9 protein-coding genes are annotated in these 17,965 nt (G+C 30.9%); 3 read left to right on the forward strand and 6 right to left on the reverse strand.

The features are described 5' to 3' along the window. Positions 1 to 60: 60 nt before the first annotated feature. Entirely contained in the window at positions 61 to 1,257 is a 1,197-nt protein-coding gene (locus KW502_RS13625) for a glycosyltransferase (RefSeq protein ID WP_219041110.1), read from the forward strand. Here the strand turns inward: KW502_RS13625 and KW502_RS13630 are convergent. Genes KW502_RS13630 through KW502_RS13640 form a run of 3 tightly spaced genes read right to left on the reverse strand, consistent with a single transcriptional unit; the run spans position 1,249 to position 7,105 of the window. Continuing rightward, complete coding sequence (locus KW502_RS13630) at positions 1,249 to 2,799, reverse strand: glycoside hydrolase family 2 TIM barrel-domain containing protein (protein ID WP_219041111.1); 1,551 nt, start codon at positions 2,797 to 2,799, stop codon at positions 1,249 to 1,251. The two genes, KW502_RS13625 and KW502_RS13630, sit on opposite strands and share 9 nt — an antisense overlap. After that, positions 2,796 to 4,016: a serpin family protein gene (locus KW502_RS13635; RefSeq protein WP_219041112.1), complete on the reverse strand. Its 1,221-nt coding sequence runs from the start codon at positions 4,014 to 4,016 to the stop codon at positions 2,796 to 2,798. The genes KW502_RS13630 and KW502_RS13635 overlap by 4 nt, the downstream gene beginning before the upstream one ends. After that, the gene (locus KW502_RS13640; protein WP_219041113.1) at positions 4,016 to 7,105 is read right to left on the reverse strand and encodes a hypothetical protein; all 3,090 of its coding nucleotides are present in this window, start codon (positions 7,103 to 7,105) and stop codon (positions 4,016 to 4,018) included. Before KW502_RS13640 ends, KW502_RS13635 begins: the two co-directional genes overlap by 1 nt. 193 nt (positions 7,106 to 7,298) lie before the next feature. Between KW502_RS13640 and KW502_RS13645 the strand changes: the two genes are divergently transcribed. Continuing rightward, on the forward strand, positions 7,299 to 8,495 hold the full coding sequence (locus KW502_RS13645) for a response regulator (protein ID WP_219041114.1): 1,197 nt from the start codon (positions 7,299 to 7,301) through the stop codon (positions 8,493 to 8,495). Positions 8,496 to 8,631: 136 nt separating this feature from the next. Further along, the gene (locus tag KW502_RS13650) at positions 8,632 to 9,486 is read left to right on the forward strand and encodes a formate/nitrite transporter family protein (RefSeq protein WP_219041115.1); all 855 of its coding nucleotides are present in this window, start codon (positions 8,632 to 8,634) and stop codon (positions 9,484 to 9,486) included. Positions 9,487 to 9,493: 7 nt separating this feature from the next. On the opposite strand, the gene KW502_RS13655 is transcribed toward KW502_RS13650, so the two are convergent. The 3 genes from KW502_RS13655 to KW502_RS15645 form a co-directional block, all read right to left on the reverse strand. After that, complete coding sequence (locus KW502_RS13655; protein ID WP_219041116.1) at positions 9,494 to 10,345, reverse strand: phosphatase PAP2 family protein; 852 nt, start codon at positions 10,343 to 10,345, stop codon at positions 9,494 to 9,496. 103 nt (positions 10,346 to 10,448) lie between these two features. Next, complete coding sequence (tamL, locus tag KW502_RS13660; RefSeq protein ID WP_219041117.1) at positions 10,449 to 12,770, reverse strand: translocation and assembly module lipoprotein TamL; 2,322 nt, start codon at positions 12,768 to 12,770, stop codon at positions 10,449 to 10,451. Further along, positions 12,771 to 17,831: a translocation/assembly module TamB domain-containing protein gene (locus KW502_RS15645; protein ID WP_219041118.1), complete on the reverse strand. Its 5,061-nt coding sequence runs from the start codon at positions 17,829 to 17,831 to the stop codon at positions 12,771 to 12,773. Positions 17,832 to 17,965: the final 134 nt, after the last annotated feature.

The following is a 17,965-nucleotide window of genomic DNA, read 5'->3' on the forward strand; positions in this document are numbered from 1 at the left end:
AAGCATTTAAATAAAGAAATTTACCTCAACAAACATCAATAACCATTAAAAACTACTACTATGAAACTTGCTATCGTAACCGCCTTTCCTCCTAGTAAAGTAACCTTAAATGAATATGGTTACCACTTAGTAAAAAATTTCGCACAAAAAAAAGAAATAGATGAATTGGTTTTAATCACAGATGTAACCGAAGATCCTAAACAATTAGATTTTGACACACAAGGATGTAGAATCACCGTAAAGGATTGTTGGAAGTTTAACAGCTATAAAAACATCTATACCATTTACAAAACCATTCAGCAGGAGAAGCCAGACGCTATCTTATTTAACTTACAGTTTATGAAATTTGGTGATAAAAAAGTTGCTGCAGCACTTGGATTATTATTACCAATGATCTTTAAACTTAAAGGTTTAGCTACTATTGTGTTATTACATAATATTTTAGAGCAAGTAGATTTAGGTAGCGCCGGGTTCACTTCAAATAAATTAATGCAAAAAGCTTATAATTTTATAGGTACAAGTCTAACTAAATTAGTTTTAAAAGCAGATATTGTAGCTGTCACTATTAGTAAATATGTAACTATTTTAGAAGAAAAATATAAAGCAGATAATGTGGTGCTTATACCTCACGGTTCTTTTGAAACTCCACCATTACCTAATTTTAATTTACCCGAAGGACCCAAGAAGGTAATGACTTTTGGAAAATTTGGAACGTATAAAAAAGTAGAAATTTTAATTGAGGCTGTAGAACAAATTAGAGCTAGAACACAAGAAGATATTGAAATAGTAATTGCTGGTACAGACAGCCCAAATACACCAGGTTATTTAGCTGAAGTTAAAGAGCAGTATAAAAATGTATCTAATATTACATTTACGGGTTACGTAGAAGAATCTGACGTACCTGTAATTTTTGGAGAAAGTGCTGTAGTTGTTTTTCCTTATACATCAACGACGGGAAGCTCTGGAGTTTTACATCAAGCAGGAAGTTATGGCAAAGCTGTAGTTTTACCAGACTTGGGAGACTTGGGTATTTTAGTTAGAGAAGAAGGATATAGAGGTCAGTTTTTTGACCCTAATAAAACAGAATCTTTAGCAGAAGCTATTGAAGATATTATTTGTAACGATGGTTATAGAAGAAAGCTAGCTAAAGCTAATTATGAAGCTGCTTGTTCTTTACCTATGACTACAATTACAGATATGTATTTGCAAAAATTTAATAAATTGATAGAAGCAAAATTAACTGAAGTATTAGTTTGATATAAATTTTAATGCTGGCTTAGGGTTACTTTCAATATCTAAGAAACCAAAATGTTTTTGCCTACTTTTTCTCCAAGGCAATTTCCCCACAACATCGCTTGGTACTTGTGTAAAATCATACAATGTCCAAGACATAAATGCAAGTTCTTCTTTTTTTAAGAAAGCTTGCATTTTTTGATGATAATTGGCTTGATCTTGTTCATCTGTGCCCCAAAAATTCCATAGACCGTGATAAGAAGACATGCCATATTCTTGTAAAACTAAAGGTTTACTTACTTTTTTATTAAGTAGTTGATAATCTTTTGGTAACTCAGATAAATCTTTGTAAAAATGAAAAGAAACAAAATCTACTTTATCGCTTAAATGAGTGGCTGATTCTGGATTAGACCAACCAATAGTAACTAAATGATTAGGATCATAAAATTTCACCTCATCTATGATATGAGACAGCCAAGCTATTACGGTTTGTTTGTTTCTAGATTCAAAATCTAAATCTGGTTCATTTTTTATATCCCACGCCAAAATAGCGCTATGATTTTTAAAAGCACTTACTATTTTTTCGGCATGACGATGCGTTAATGTCCAATCTAAAACTGAATAATCTCCGTAAAAATCAAATAAAGTAACTACTACTTTAAGTTCATTTTCTTCTGCTAAATCAAGTACTTTTTTTAATTTATTGAGTTTTTCAGGTAGCACTTCTGCTTTTCCAAAATCTTCATATTGAATAAAAATTCGAATACTATTTAAGCCTTCATTATTTATAAATTTAAAATCTTTACTAATTATCTTTTCATCAAAATTTTCTCCAAACATATCCCATGGAGTTTTTTGGGGATAATAATTTATTCCTTTTACTAAAAAAGGTTTCCCTTCTTTAAATAATTGTTTTCCTTTTACTATAATCTCAGAAGTATCTACTTTTTTAAGTTGTTTTAACTTGGGGTTAGTTCTTACCAAATGTCTTATTCTCCAAAAGCCATCTTCTAAAAGAAGCATTACTTGATAGGCTGAAGTATCTTGATGAACCGTCATTAAATTATGATTCTGAAAAACTTTTTGGTATTCAATTACTTGCTCGTCTGTAAGCACCACTAATTGTCCGTCTGCACTAAAAAATTCTACTTTGGGCTGGTGGCTTGTTGTGGTGGTTTCTATATTAATAAAGTTATCTTTATGTTGTTGTATATTTCTATATAAATTTACCCGAGCACTATCTGTATAAAAATCTGCAATGCCGTGTATATTGTTTGTTTGGTAAGCAACATTCCTAACATACCAAGCTTTTAAATAATTATTCTCTACTTCTTGAAGGGTTTGTTTATCCATGGGTCTTCCTTCTTGATTAGAAATATCCCAAGTTACTTTAGGTTGATAAACTTCTTCTTTAAACACTTCTGCATGTAGCATTGTAGAGCGGTCTGCTCCCGTATTTAAATATCCTAGAATAAAGCTAATTCCCCAAATTACAAATGCATTAACCGCCACAAATGTGATGATTAATAATGCACGATATAAATTTCTATTTAGCCTTTTACTCATTGTTTTTTAATTTCTATAGATTTAGTTAACCCCAACGTACTAACTTCTAATAAGTACTCTTTTTCGGGATAAAAGTTACTGGGTAAATTAAAAATCACTTCACCATGATTTGAAGTTGATTTTTTACTTTCAATATAATTACCTTCGTGATAAATAGATAGATTTACTCTAGCACCATCAGGTATAACCTGCCCCATATAGCTTTTTAAAAGACCTACTTTTAAGATTTCTTTATTTTCTATAAATTTTAGTTCAAAATCTGCCAATATAGATTGATAGTTTACGGTAATTACGTCACTCTCTGCCATACCTATAATATAAGCTTTCACCTTCCAAGTTTCAGGATGATCTGGATGTAACATTTTTGCCTTGGCTACCCCATTGATGGTTGCTGCTGCGGTTTTTAAATAATAATTATTTTGATCTTTAATTACAAATTCTACCGTAGTGCCGTCTGCAATGGTATTGTCAAATTCATCTTTAATTTCTGAAGTTACAAATTCTGTTAATTGGTTTCCATCTGCATAAGCATGATTTCTATTAAAATTAATAGTGAAATCTGTTGCTGTAGAAGGAAATATTTGACTCACCAACTCTTTAGATGAAGATTTAAAACAAGTAGACATGACCGCCATTAGACCTGCTTTTTTTTCTGTATAGATATTTTTCCAACCCATAAGATTTTCTGTAAAAACTTCTCTTTCTGAAATACTCTGTAAAAATTGTTTTTTAATATGAATAGGTGTATTATCTGGTAACGGATTATCGTAATGATCTGTAGGTACTACCACCAGCATTGAGTAATCTCTATCTCCCGCTTGAATACTTGTTGGTCCAAAATAACTTTCTAAATAGGGATAGGCAGTGTTCTTTGGAGTAATCTTAAAAGTTCCTTTTAAAATCGTTTTTTTTGTTGTTATTAATTTCCAATCTACTTGCCCTGTTTTAGTTGAAATATTTTCAGGAATGGTAAACTTTATATCATTATTATTTAATCGCTCTGCTTTAATTAATGTACTCCCATAAGAATAATGTAAAAATAGCTGTGGGTTTTCTAAAGCTGAAGCTTTAAATTTTAAAACAATACTTCCTGCTTCATATTCTGTTTTTTTTTCGAGTAGTTTTGCTTCAGGTAACTCTTCAATATAAAAATTAGAAAATGAAGAAAAACCTATCGCTAGTCCAACAATTAATATGTAAATAAACTTTCTGTTCATTAATGAGGGTTTCCTATATAGTTATTGATTTCAATTTTAAAAAAACTAAAATTCAACCTTTCTACTTGCTGTAAGTTTTCTCTTTGATGAGTTTCTATACGATTAGGTATAACTTTATCTGCAATATCTTTATTTGGTAAACCATTTACAAATGTATTTTCTAAAGATGAATTGATGAGGTATAAACAATTTAGACGTTTCAGTTTAAAATTAAAATCTTGTTTACGCTGAACTCTTACTCCTTCTTGCATAAATTGACTATCTACCCAAATTAATTCTTTATTTTCATCATAGTAAGAAATTAAAAGCTGTGGTATAGTTACTTCTTGTATTCCATAATTAAATAATGTGCCTTCTACATTTTCTTTTTCTACTTTCAACGAGGCTAAAGAAACTTGCTTATACAAATCTGTAGTAGCTACATTGCCTGCAGTTTGCAAATTAAACTGTGTAGGGATATCTTTTAACTCGATAGGTGTAAATTCATCTGGATTAAAAGTTTCTGGTATGCTCGTATTGGTATCTAACCAAGCCACCCCTTCAAAATCTATTCTAAATGAAGTGGTTTCTTTAGGCAAGAGTTTATGTTTTATCATATATTTTGCATTGTAGTTAGCTAACTCCTCATTATTATCATTATACAAAGTTGCCTTAATCACTACATCTGCTGGTACATTATCTATATTTTGCAATTCACCTATAATAGAATAATGATCCTCGTTTTGAACTAACTTAGCACTTAATATTTCTAATACGGGTTGTTTTAAAACATCTTCATGATAAGTTTCTTGGGTCGTAATTCTTCTTCTTCCATGATTATAAAATTGAGTAGAATTATTTGAAAATAACTGATCTGGCGGAATGTCTCGATCATAACTTGAAGGTTCTATATACCATTTCCCTCTAATTTTTATTAATTCATGAGTAAATGTTTTTTCTATCTTTTCTAAAGGTGTAATCCATTTTGTCTTTGCTATAGCTTTGGCATGATGTTTAGCTGTAGTGATAATCTCTACTTTTATTTCATCCATCTTAGCATAAGAACTTAAAATACCATCGGTAACAGAAACCTCTAACATATATTGAGCTATGCTTACATCGCTTTTTGGATTTAGATAAGAATGTGCTCTCTCAAATTCTTTAAAGTCTAAAGCATCATAATAAGATCTCACTACATTTTCTCCGGTTAATTGAGTGGTATTCTTTACATAGAAAAGATAAGCCCCGTAAGCCATAAAACCTAAAATTATTAAGGCCCATAAATGACTAATACGAAATATATTTTTATTAAATTTATGATACGAATTAGTGAATTTTAAAAATGCAGGTTTACTAACCACTTTTGTCTTTAAGGTTTGATACCAAATTACTTGTAGGTTAATGATAAAAGCTATAACCACCATTAACATAGGTATGATTCCCCACATTAATTTTAAAAAAGTAGGCACATCTTCTTTAGGTAAAATTTTAGATAAGGGAGGTACATTAAGTTTTTCCCAAACCATAATTCCATTCTCTAATTGTTGTAATCGCTGCCAACCACAGAAATATAACAAGGGATCGTAAAATTTATCGTTAGAGAATATATATTTAAGGTTATATTTTTCAGGAACACTTAAAAATTGCTGTAATGAACCAATACCTTCAATTCCTCTAAATTTTGAATTTTCTAAACGCTCTACTGCTCTAGTAGTAAGTTCTGGCAATCTTCTTGCAGAATGATAATTTCCGTCTACCGTTAAGGCATTAGTCTGGGCAGAGAGCCAGGCCATTTGGTCTCCAAAACCTAATGTTAAAAAACGCCAATGATCATGTTGATCTTGATTTAAAAAATTAGTAATAGGTAAGGTTGCTATTTTTTGAGGCTGCATAGGTCTAAAATAGCTTAATGTAATTGTAAAAACAGACATCAATAAAAATAAACCTACCAAAAAGCCACCTAATACACGATGATAGATAGCTCCATATTTAAGCTGAATTAAGCTTCTCAAATCACCTTCTGCAAAGCGATAGGCAAATTCTCCAAAAATAGGTAAAGACATAATAGATGCCCAAAGTGTAAACCTATCTAAGGTTAATATATTAAAAGCAGTATCGCCCAACATTAATTTAGGAATGGGTGTGGTACCTCCTGTTCCTAAAATAGTGAGCAGAGTAATAGATAATCCAAAAAATAAATATCGTTTAGCATAAAACCTATAAAAAATATAAGGCAAAAGAAATAGTAATATTCCCCAGGGTATTAAAAAAAACACTAATCCAGAGGAAGTTACTTCTAGAAAATTATCTCTACTGCCATGCGGTATGGGTACTTGAGTGATTGGATTTTTCTTTGTATTAATCCAATATGGTAAAATACAAAATACGATACTAACTAATGACAACCCACCAAATACTATAATTCTTTTAAAAAGCTTAAAAAATGAAGCTATAAAAATTTTGAGTTTTACCTTTTTAACGTCCTGAACTTTATCGGTAGCATCATCCATAATAGCCATGCCTATCAAAGGAAAAATAAAAAATACCATTCCAAAAATAGGAGTGACATGATGAGAAGTTACGGTCACAGAGATTAAAGAAATAGCTCTTATTAAATACTTATATTTTCCAGTTTTAATCCATAAATAAATTTCGGGTAAAGAATGCATTAAAAGTGAAATTCCTATAATACTGGGAAGCTGTCCAAATATATGTAAGGTTTCTATAAATGTAGAAGAAAATACAGCAAGTAATGCTGCATACCCAGCAGCTTTTTTACTAGCGGTCATTAATAATGAAAACCTATAAACACCCGTTATAAAGAGAACAACGGCAATTAGTCCTACCGTAAATAAGCCAAACTTTAATCCTCCTAGCAGTGAAAACAAACCAATAGCTTGATGCACTAATGGTGGGTAACCCATCACTGTAAAACCTGTATACCATTTATAATTCCAAGGTTCAAACCAATTATTAGCATAATGTTCTGCAAAAAATAAATGAATTAATGCATCGTAGGTATTCTCGATAGTAAAGAATATGGTTGACCCATGAAAAACCAATCCTAAAATAAGTGCTGCAATTAGGTATTTGTTTGTTTTTTCTTTCAACAGAAATAATAATTTAATTATTCACGATAAAGATAACTACTGCGAAAAGTTACAACAATTTATTGGTCTATAGAAAACTTCCATTCATCTACAGAAAAACATAAGATAATCTAATTACCTGAAATTCAATAAACCTTTCAGCTACATTTGCTTTAACAAAACTCAAAAACAATAAACTTAAAAATCTAAAACTATGAAAATCTTAACTATAGACGATCAGCAATTAGTCTTATTACCTTTAGAAAAAAAGTTAACAGAGTTAGGCTATGAAGTAACAACGTTAGTAGATGCAAATAGAGCTAAAGAAGTGTACAGCAGTTTTTTACCAGATTTAGTAATTGTAGACATCAATATGCCTCAGGTTTCTGGATTAGAAATTATAAAGTATATTAAGTATGAAAAGAAACACAATACCCCAATTATGGTGTTATCAGGTAATACTGATGATCATTTAATCGTTAAAGCTTTTGAAATGGGTATTGAAGATTATATGAAAAAACCTTTAAGCCTAGAAGAAGTTTGTGCGAGAGTAAAAAGACTTATAGGGGCTTCATATGGTAGTGAGAGTACTACCAAAACATTTTCTAAAACTATTATTGAAAAAAGATGTGTTGGGGTGGTCATCCCATGTTATAACGAAGAAGAACGATTAATGAGTAAGGAGTTTTTAGACTTTGTAGAAAGTCATTCTGGTTATCACTTATGTTTTGTTAATGATGGCAGCAAAGACAATACCTTACAAATTTTAGAAAAACTAAGAAGAGGAAGAGAACATTATATTAATGTGTATGATTGCCCTAAAAATGGAGGGAAAGCAGAAGCGGTTAGATTAGGAATGCTACATATGGCTAAATTTGAAGATTTAGATTACATAGGCTTTTTAGATGCCGATTTATCTACAGATTTACAAGATTTTGATGCTTTAGTAAACACAATAGAATCGTCAGATTTTAAGATTGTTAGCGGTTCAAGAATTAGCAGAATGGGTGCAGATATTACTAAAGAATCTGCAAGAAAGATTATAAGCTTAACCATTAACTTTATTATTAGAACCATCTTGAAAATGAACTTTAAAGACACTCAATGCGGTGCAAAGATTATGAACAAAGAGATCATAGAAATTGCATTTCAACAAAAATTTGTGACCAAATGGTTGTTTGATGTAGAAGTGTTTATGAGAATGAAACAGCACTTCGGAGCTAAAAAAGCCCAAAAATATATCTGTGAACAACCTCTAAAACGATGGATACATGCAGATGGCTCTAAACTTTCTATGAAAGATTCTATAAAAATTATTTTTCAATTAGGAGAAATAGCTTGGAAGTATAATTTTAAAAAAAAAGATAAATCAGCTTACCTTATAAAAAGTACCCCAGAAGTTTCATTATAATACTCTTTTATGATGTATTAATTTACCCCACGTTAAAGTCGGTTTCAATTTAATTGAGCCGGCTTTTCTTGTTAAATAATCCTTTATTATTAGCTAAAATAGGTCCTTATTTTTAAATTAGATTTTATACTATAAAATGAACGAAGAGAAAGATAAAACACAAAATGACATTGATGCTGAAATACATAATTCAGCATCAGATTCTAAAGAAAATGAAAGCGCTAAAAAATCTTATGGAGAAGTTCTAAAAGATCAAATCTGTGAAGGTCAAGAAGTATACAATAAAAAAACTAGCAGTATAATTTTAAGCTCGATAGCTGCAGGTTTAGAAATAGGTTTTAGTTACCTATTAATTTGTACACTACTTTACTTTTTCAAGGATAAAGTAGAAAAAGATACACTTTTCAAGTTAATTACATTTGTATATCCCATAGGTTTTATTTTAGTTATTCTAGGACAATCTATATTATTTACAGAACAAACCTCTCTACTAACCTTACCTGTTTTGAATAATAAAAGAGGTTTTGGCAGTCTTTTTAAAATTTGGGGACTTGTAATTTTGGGTAATTTAATTGGTGGTATTCTAATGGGGGTAACCTTAATTTGGGTAGGTCCAAAACTTGAAATTTTTGATTTAAAAACTATAGAAGAAATGGCCAATCACGTGCTAGCACCAAATTCTTTAACCATTTTCATAAGTGCTATTTTAGCAGGCTGGCTTATGGGGTTATTGTCTTGGCTTTTATCTTCAGCTAAAGAAACTGTGAGTAGAATTGTAATCATATTCATGATTACGGCTACCATGGCTTTTACGGGTTTACATCATAGTATAATTGGTAATATTGAAGTTTTTTCAGGTATGATTATCTCTCCCAATATTGAAGCTCTAGATTACTTAAGATTTCAGTCTTTTGCATTAATGGGTAATGCAATTGGAGGTGCTTTTTTTGTAGCTTTATTAAAATATAGAGCTTTTGTCTACAATGTGTAGCATTCGACTAAAATGTACCTATCACCCCTATCCTATTTCCTCCAAATTGTAATCGCCATGAGATTTTTTTATTATGTTCTCTATAAGCAGGGTCATCACTCATAGCTCTGTCTAAGTATTTATCTATAGAATCTACCACCACAACGGTTAATGCTGTGCTTAATGCCACATCTGTTAACCAATGAGCTTGTTGCCATAGTCTTGACACAGGAGAAACCATTCCGCCTGCAATAAGTGCTCCTTTTACCCAAATATTATCAAACTGTTTAGAAAGTGCATAAAATGTGGTAAAAGATAAAATCGTATGTCCAGAGGGGAAAGAATGATAAGCTCCTTCTTTACTAAAAGGTTTAAATGTGGCTTTGCTACCTGCTTGTGGTCTTGCTCTTCCGGCTATATTTTTACTGAAGGTTTGTATTAAACCTGCTGCACTTGCTGAAGATATCATTAAAATACCAGTCTTTCTAAGTTTCTTGCTTTTTGTAAATAAACCGGTTAAATAAATTGCACCATTAACACCGTAATTATTTTGAGGTGAACCAAAATACCAACCAAACTCTTTAATGACACCAGGTACTTTATCTTCCTGATTTGCAAAATATTGATGAGCATCTTCATCTATAATATTTAATCCTGCAGTACCTATTACAATACCAGCAGCAATTGCCCAGTCATCTTGTTTCCATTGAAGCGGACTTGTATAAACTTGTTTAAAACCACCCCACATTAAACCAGCATCATTTTTTGCCAAGTCCCAAGTTGTAATTTTTTCTTCTAAAGGAATTTGAAGCGAATCTATTTGAGCTGTTACTGAATTTAAAAAAAGAACTAAAAATAAAAATGATAAAAACTTCTTCATACTTTTTTTCTGCAAAAAAAACTCTTTTTGCCAAGACTTGTAAACTTTTTAAGCTAAAGTTTCTATTTACTTGTGAATTCTAAATAACAGTTAGTGTTATTTTCTAAAAAGGGTAACCTATGGCGAAATTTAGAACTGGAGAATCGTATTCAAACTTCCAAGTTTTTGCTGGTCTCTTTATTGGTGATGCTAAATCTAATCGAATAACAAATCCCTGAATATCTACTCTCACTCCTACTCCAGATCCTATTCCTAATTCATTAATAAAACTAGAGGTAAATTTCCCTCCTGGTAAAGCATCATTCTGATTTAATAACCAAACATTACCAGCGTCTGTAAAAATAGCGCCATTTACGTAATTAAATAAGGGAAATCTGTATTCTAAATTTGCTTCTAACCTAATATCTCCTGCTCTATCAAAATAAGCATTGTAACTATTTTCATCTGTGGGTTGGTAAGAACCCGGACCTAAACCTCTAATTCTAAAAGCACGAACACTATAAGGACCGCCTGAAAAATATTGTTTAATAAATGGCAAAGATTCAGAATTTCCGTAAGCATAACCTAAACCGCCATATAGTCTAGCAACAAGCACCTGGCCATCATCATCTAATTTATAATGGTAACGAATATCTAAACCTCCTTTTGCGTATTGTGCATACTGTAAACCTAAAAACTTATTTACCTCATCACCATCATCGTTAGTTCCTTTTTTATCAAAAAGACTTAATGCATTACCAGCAATATCGAAATTAAAATTAACATATAAAGCGCCATTATTTTGAGTAACTCCTAATTCACTATAAGTAAAACTATAAGTTAATCCGGCTATAAATTGTTGCTCAAAACTTTGTTTAAGAAAAGGATTATCCTCTAAAATTTCATCAAACCTATCGGTGACATTTCCTAATTTCACATAATTTATGTTTAACGGATTTAATTGATGTGTAATAAACCTATTGGCTTTCCAGATATAACCAAAAGAAGCTTGATAAGAGTTTAAGCTATAAAGTTCACTTCTATTTAGATAATCTATACCTAGTTTTACTTCGGTCTGCGGAATGCTATATTTAAATCGTTTACTTTTATTGATATTTAAAATTGGAAATAAAAGTCGGGGAAATCTTACCGAGGTTTCTAAACCTAATTGCAAACTACTTAAACCCGATTGCTCTCCAGAAGAAAATTGTTTTTCATAACCTACGCTCCCTCTAATGTTTAATTGTTCTCCTCCCTTAAACCAATTTCTATTGGTATAGGTTAATCCTAAACCAGGACCTGTAAAGTTATTAGATTTTGTTACCCCCTGCAATTCGGCTCTAAGTGATCTTTTTCTTAAGGGTGAAAGCTCTATAATCGCATCTAAATGCATAAAACCATTTTCATCTATGATAGAGTCTTTTTCTTCATAACGAATATTTACAAATTTATAAGTTCCTATAGAAGATAAACGCCTACTGGTATATTTAGAAAGTAATGGATTATAACGTTGACCAGGTTTTAAAAGAATATAAGGTGATAATCTTTTAGGTTTAAAAAAGGTTTCTGATTGTACAAAGTTTAAGCTGTCTAAGGTTATGGTGTCCTTTTTTACTTCTTTATTAGCTATGGTTTCATTTGGATAAACTTCTATTTTATCGATAAGATATGGTACTTTAGAACGATTAGGAATCTCTTCCTTCATTTTAAGAAATAGGTCGTACTTTCTTTGATCGTAGGTATTTGTATCGGCTTCAAAAATTAAAAAATTTGCATTAAAGTTATAAAATCCTTCATGCTTTAAGTAATCATCTATACGCTCACGTTCAGATTTAAAATTCTCTAAATCAAAACGCATACCTTTTTTTAAGATTGAATTTTCATCAAACATTACTTTTTCAAGATTCTTAACCAACATAATACTATCGATGTTTTTAAGACTATCTTTTTCTAGTTGATAAGTTTCCATTACGTAAGGCTCTCTTAGCGTAACCAAATATTCAGCTTTAGCAGTTTTTGAAGTAGAATCTATAATAGAATTAGAATTGATAACGGTATAGAAAAAACCTCTATTTTCTAAACGATTATTTATCAATTCTTCAGTTTCTGAAAGGTTTGCATCAGAAAAATAAACGGGTTCTTCTCCTATTTTTTTATTTAAAAATTTATTAATAATTCCAGGATTTTCTCGCTGCGCTTTGTAATGAACATATAAACCAGGATAAATCCCTAAAAACTTAGAATTAGGCTTAGGGTAAAGAACTCCTTTAGTTTCAGCTTTTACTTCACTATATTTTTTTTTGAGAACAGTATCTATATAATTAATATGGCCGCCACGGTATAAGTATTCTCCTTCAGGGATATACTTTTTCACGCTACAAGAATATCCTAAGAATAATAGGACAAACATCACGCATACAGGATATTTTTTTAAAATTGATTTCATTTAATTTTCTTCTTCTTCCACAGCTTTTTTATTGGCAGAATCTTCTGTTTTCTTCTTTTTTTGTTCTTTTTCTTCTTGCTTTTGTTCTTGGGCAAGTTCTTCTGCGGTCTTTTTAAACAACTCTTTAAATTTGTTAAATTCTCGCGTAAAAATTAAAGCTACACCATTTACAAAAACTTGACCATCAATAATATTTTCATACTGGCTTTTTCTAAACCCTCTAATTCGCCATCTTCCATCTTCGGTAATAAGGTATTCTATACTAACATTACCAATTAAAGCGTTAGTTTCTCCAGGACGGTTATCGCCTTGTACACCAATCTCACTACCTGCTTGCACAACCAATCGATCGTCCAACAATTTTTTACTAGCACTTACATTTAAATCTGTACGATCTTGTGGAGAGTTACCTTGATAATCTGTATAACTATTTAAGCCGAAACTTAATTGTATGCCTGTATTGCCTGTAAGCTTATCTGAAAATACATTTAGTTGATCTGAGAGTGCTTGATTTAGATTATCTCTTGCCATGGTTGCAGGACCTCCTTGACTACCATCTGCACCTTGTTCTGGGTAAAAACGATTTAAGACTAATAATGAAAATACTTGTTGGTTAAGCTGCCCTTCTTGCTGATTTAACTGACGTATTCTCCCATACACTGTACCTCCAATTGCTCCCTGTTCATCTTCAGGCATATCTAAGCCAAAATTTAATTGAGGTTGCATCAATTCACCATCTACATTTAAATAGACTAAAAACGGTAATTTTTGTCTGTATTTATCTTGAACATTACCATCTATTCCTGCAGTCTGACTAGCCATTAAAGATGAAGCTGAGGTTTCTATTTTATAGATTGCTCGTACATCAAGTTCTGCATTCATAGGGTCTCCGCTCCAAGAAATGCTACTGCCTTGTGCAATATTAAATTTACGCTTTACTAAATTATAAAGATTCATTTCATAATGGCCATCATCTACTTGGTACCTTCCTGTAAGAGTTATTCTTCCGTTTCGTTCTATATTAAAACGTAAATCACCTTCACCTATCAATTGTAAATTATCACCTGTACGTTCATTAATAATAATATTTATAGTGGCTCCTGGTTCTATGGTTAGGTTTGAGTTTAACTCTATTCCTGTTAGTTTTGCGGTAAGGTCATCTTTATCTGTTCTGGTGATAATGGCGTCAGGGTTTTGTTTATTTACAAAAATTACGACTCCTTCTTTTTCGTTCATCCCCACTTGTGAAGGTGGTACGATATAAGTAACATTTGTATTTTTATTAATGTTTAGGTCTACATCAAGAATAGGGAAACTCAGTGTACCGGTGAGTTTTGCATCTACATCGAAAATTGCTTTTCCGTAGTACAAATCATTATCTTCTTCTGTTGAATTTAAGGCTTGAAAATCTTCAGCATTAATTGCTAAATTAAAAGTTGGATCTAAAAAATTTTCTTGTGTTGAAATAGCTCCTTCAATTAAAAATTCATCGTTTTTAGCATCTAAAATTGAAAATCTAGAAAAGTTGATACCGTCGTTATTTACTTTAATGATTTCATCAGAAATTGAAAATTCAGAATTTAATCTGCTTACCACAAACTGTGTGTCATTAAATTTAAACTCTCCAGAAAAATCAGGTTTTGCAGTGGTCCCTTTTATATTTACACTTCCGCTTAAATTTCCTTTTGATTTTTCTAGTTCTTCAGGTATAAATTTTTCTATTAAAGCTAAACCTAGTTTCTCTAACTCAAAATTGAGATCTAAACTTGCCGCATTTTTATTGGCTTTATAATCGCCTTTTAGAGCAAACTTAACTTCATCTCCGTTTAATCCTAAATTAAAATCATAATTGCCGCCTCCTTTAGATTTAGCGTCTATTTTTAAATTACCCAACTCAACTTCAGTTGCTTTTAAGTCTTGTATGGTTAAATCTGCTATCATTCCTAAATCTTCAAAAGGATTTACCAACACAAAATTTCCCTGTACCACTCCAGATGCTAAATATTCATCTGGATTAAAATAGCCTAAGAACGTAGAAAGTTTAAAATTTTCTATATCTACACCAAAATGGGTTTCAGGAATATCAAAATCGTTATTAAAATTAACACGTTGATTATTTCTACTGAATTCAAAATTGGTATAGACAAAAGTTTTATCTTCAAATACAATAGAGTTATCGCTTGGGATTTGCCAAGGATTTTTATTTAAAACTAAATTTTCAGGATCTATAGAAAATTGTATTCGCTCTTTATTTCCTGTAAGTATGCTTGAAAGGTGATAAAGCTTTTCTTCACCTTTATCTGAATTAAAGTCTAATTGAAGTGTATCTCTGGTTAAGCGACCTTCAAAATAAGTTTTTTCTATAGATAATGGTCCCGCATCGAGTCCTCCAAATCCAAAAGTAAAATCGGCATCTTTTGCGGTAGAGTTTAACTTTAAGGCAAGGCTATCTAATTGATTTCCGTTATAATTAATGTAAGGTAAATCTATATCTGCCGTTAGTTCTTGCTTCTCTTCATTAAAAGCTACTTTAATATAGAGGCTATCCATTTCTTCAATTCCGTCTATAAAAACTTTAGAAATAATGGGGCGTTCGGCAATACTAGCTTCAGCCACTAACTTCACAGGTTGATGTGTGCTATCTCTAGCCGATACCGTTTTAAAATAATGAGCGCCATGACGTTGCAATGCTTCCAAAAACTGAGTAGGACTGGCATTAGAAAGTAATTTGGCTTTTAGAAAGTTACTCTTAAGTGTAAAAGCGGTACTATCTTTAGCGATTCTTGAATGAATTTTTAAATCGCCAACATAATAAGGATTGCTGTCATAAACAGCGGTGATTTCATCTATTTTAGCATCTACAGTAAATGCATCTTTTCCGCCTTTATAACTACCATCAAGCAGTAATTGCCCTCTAATTTCTTTTTGGGTAAAACCAAGTGCATAAAGATCTATACCTTTTAAATCTAATTTAAAATCTACTTGTGGAGCAACACTATCTAATTGTACAAATGCATCTAAATTTAAGTTTACATTTTTATCTTTAAATGCTGCAGTTACATTTCCCTCTCCATTATTTAACTCACCTGAAAGTTTAATATCTGATAAATCGTAATCGTTATACGTTAACTGTGTAAATTCTGAATTTAATTTAGCACTTAGCGAATTAATGTTTTGACCCCTTCCTTGCAATTTAATTTCGGCTGATATTTTCCCTAACTTTTCATTTTGTAATAATTTACCTAAGTTTAATTCTACTGTTTTAACTTTAGTATCAAACTCGAGTTCTTCTTTATCTTTAAACGTACCAGCTACCTCTATGCTACCTTCTGGCATTTTTAATGTAACATCTGCAGAAAGTTCTTCTAAACTCCCATTAAGTTCACCTGTAAGTTGTAGTTTTTTAGGTAAAGAAATGCCTAATTCTTTTTCATTTACAAAATAACTTAAATCTTTTTTTGTTGAATTAATTTTTATAGCTCTTAAATCAAGATTTAACTTTTCTAGACGAGTAATCGCTAACAATTCACCTTTTGTACTTATGCTTGTTTGGTTTCCCCAATTTAATTGAAGATGCTGAAGACGAAAATCATTAATATTACCTTGTATTGAAATATGACCAGTAATTGGTTTTCTTTTTAACTGTTTAACATATTCATTGTTATTTAATGTGGGATTAACTTTAGTAACATCTGCTAATTGAAGATAGATAGAATTGATATTTGCAGAAATTTGGACATCCTGATAATTTTGAATCGCTGCCGTCAAACTAGTATAATTAGCAGTAACCTGACCAGCAAGTTTACTACTACCAGTACTAAGTTCTAAACTTTTAAGTTGAAATTTTTCTGAAGATAAATTGGCCTCAAAATTTAATTTTTCTAAATTGAAGTTACTATTATTTTCTGTAAAATTAAGTTCTGAAACCTCAATTTTAGCTGTTTGCTCTTTCGAAAGTTGAATGTTTTTTACTTTAAAATTAAAGTTTGATAACTGTATATGCTGAGGATCAAACTGATTGGCTTTTGGTGGATGATCACCTTGCTGATAAAGCAACTGATTATTAACCAAGTTTATTGCTCCAACCTCTATATTCCATGCTGGCCATATTTCTTCTATGTTTAATTTTTCAGAAGACGCTTCAGTAGATTTGTTTTCTACTTCTGGTAATTGTAATTGAACCCAAGAATTTTTTAAATTGATAATATCAAAATTAATTTCTTGACGTTGTAAATCTAAAACCGGCATTTCAGTATAAAAGTCTTTAAAATCACCCTTAAATTTTATTTGCTGTGGAAGCGATTCAAAATTGGCTTTTACATTTTTCAACGTAAATTCATCTACTTTAAAATTAGGCAATACCGTAGATGTTGTATCTTCTGAACTGGTAAGTTTGGTTTGAATAATATTTGCCTCAGTATTTTCTAATCGAACCTCGTGAGCTTCAAAATTCATTTTTTGTAAATCAAAATTGTCACCGCTATAATACAACTTCCCTAGTTTAACCTCTGTATCTATTCCGGTCACTGCATCTTTATAAAAAATGTCAAAATCTAAAAGATTTAGATCACCTATAGAAATTTGCATAGGTTTAGTTTCTTGAGTTTGTGAAGTATCGCTAGTGGCTAAAGCATCTAATATAAACTGAAAATTAAAACCAGAAATAGAATCTTTTCTAATTACGTTAGCTTTTACTCCTTCCCATTCTAAGTAATCTAAACTAAAAGAATTCCCTTTGATTAAAGGCCAAATAGGTATATCTGCTTGTAAATTTTTAGAGTAAACTAAGGTATCTCCTTTTTGGTCTTCTAAGTATAAACCCTCTAAAGAAACATCTCCAGAAAAAGTGATAAAAAGTTTATCTATAGCAATTTCTGTCTTTGTTTTATTAGAAATATAACTAGTAAGTTTATTAACAATAATGTTTTGACCCCAAGGACTTTTAATAAAAAGAACTAGTAAAATAAAGACTATAAGCAAAGTTAAAATAACTTTTGTTATAATATTAATTGCCTTTCTAAAGCGTTTTTTAAAAGTACCAGAAGTGTTTTTTTTATTCACAAATTATAAAGCTAAATAAGAGGGGCAAGATAAAGTGAAGAAAATTGGCAATGAAAACTTTATTGTTGGAATTTAGTTAAAATTTAAAAAGAAGACTGCCATAAAAACATATTTACCCCACATAATTGTTTTTA

It is taken from the genome of Mesonia aestuariivivens (assembly GCF_019311235.1).
GTDB classification, from domain to species: domain Bacteria; phylum Bacteroidota; class Bacteroidia; order Flavobacteriales; family Flavobacteriaceae; genus Mesonia; species Mesonia aestuariivivens.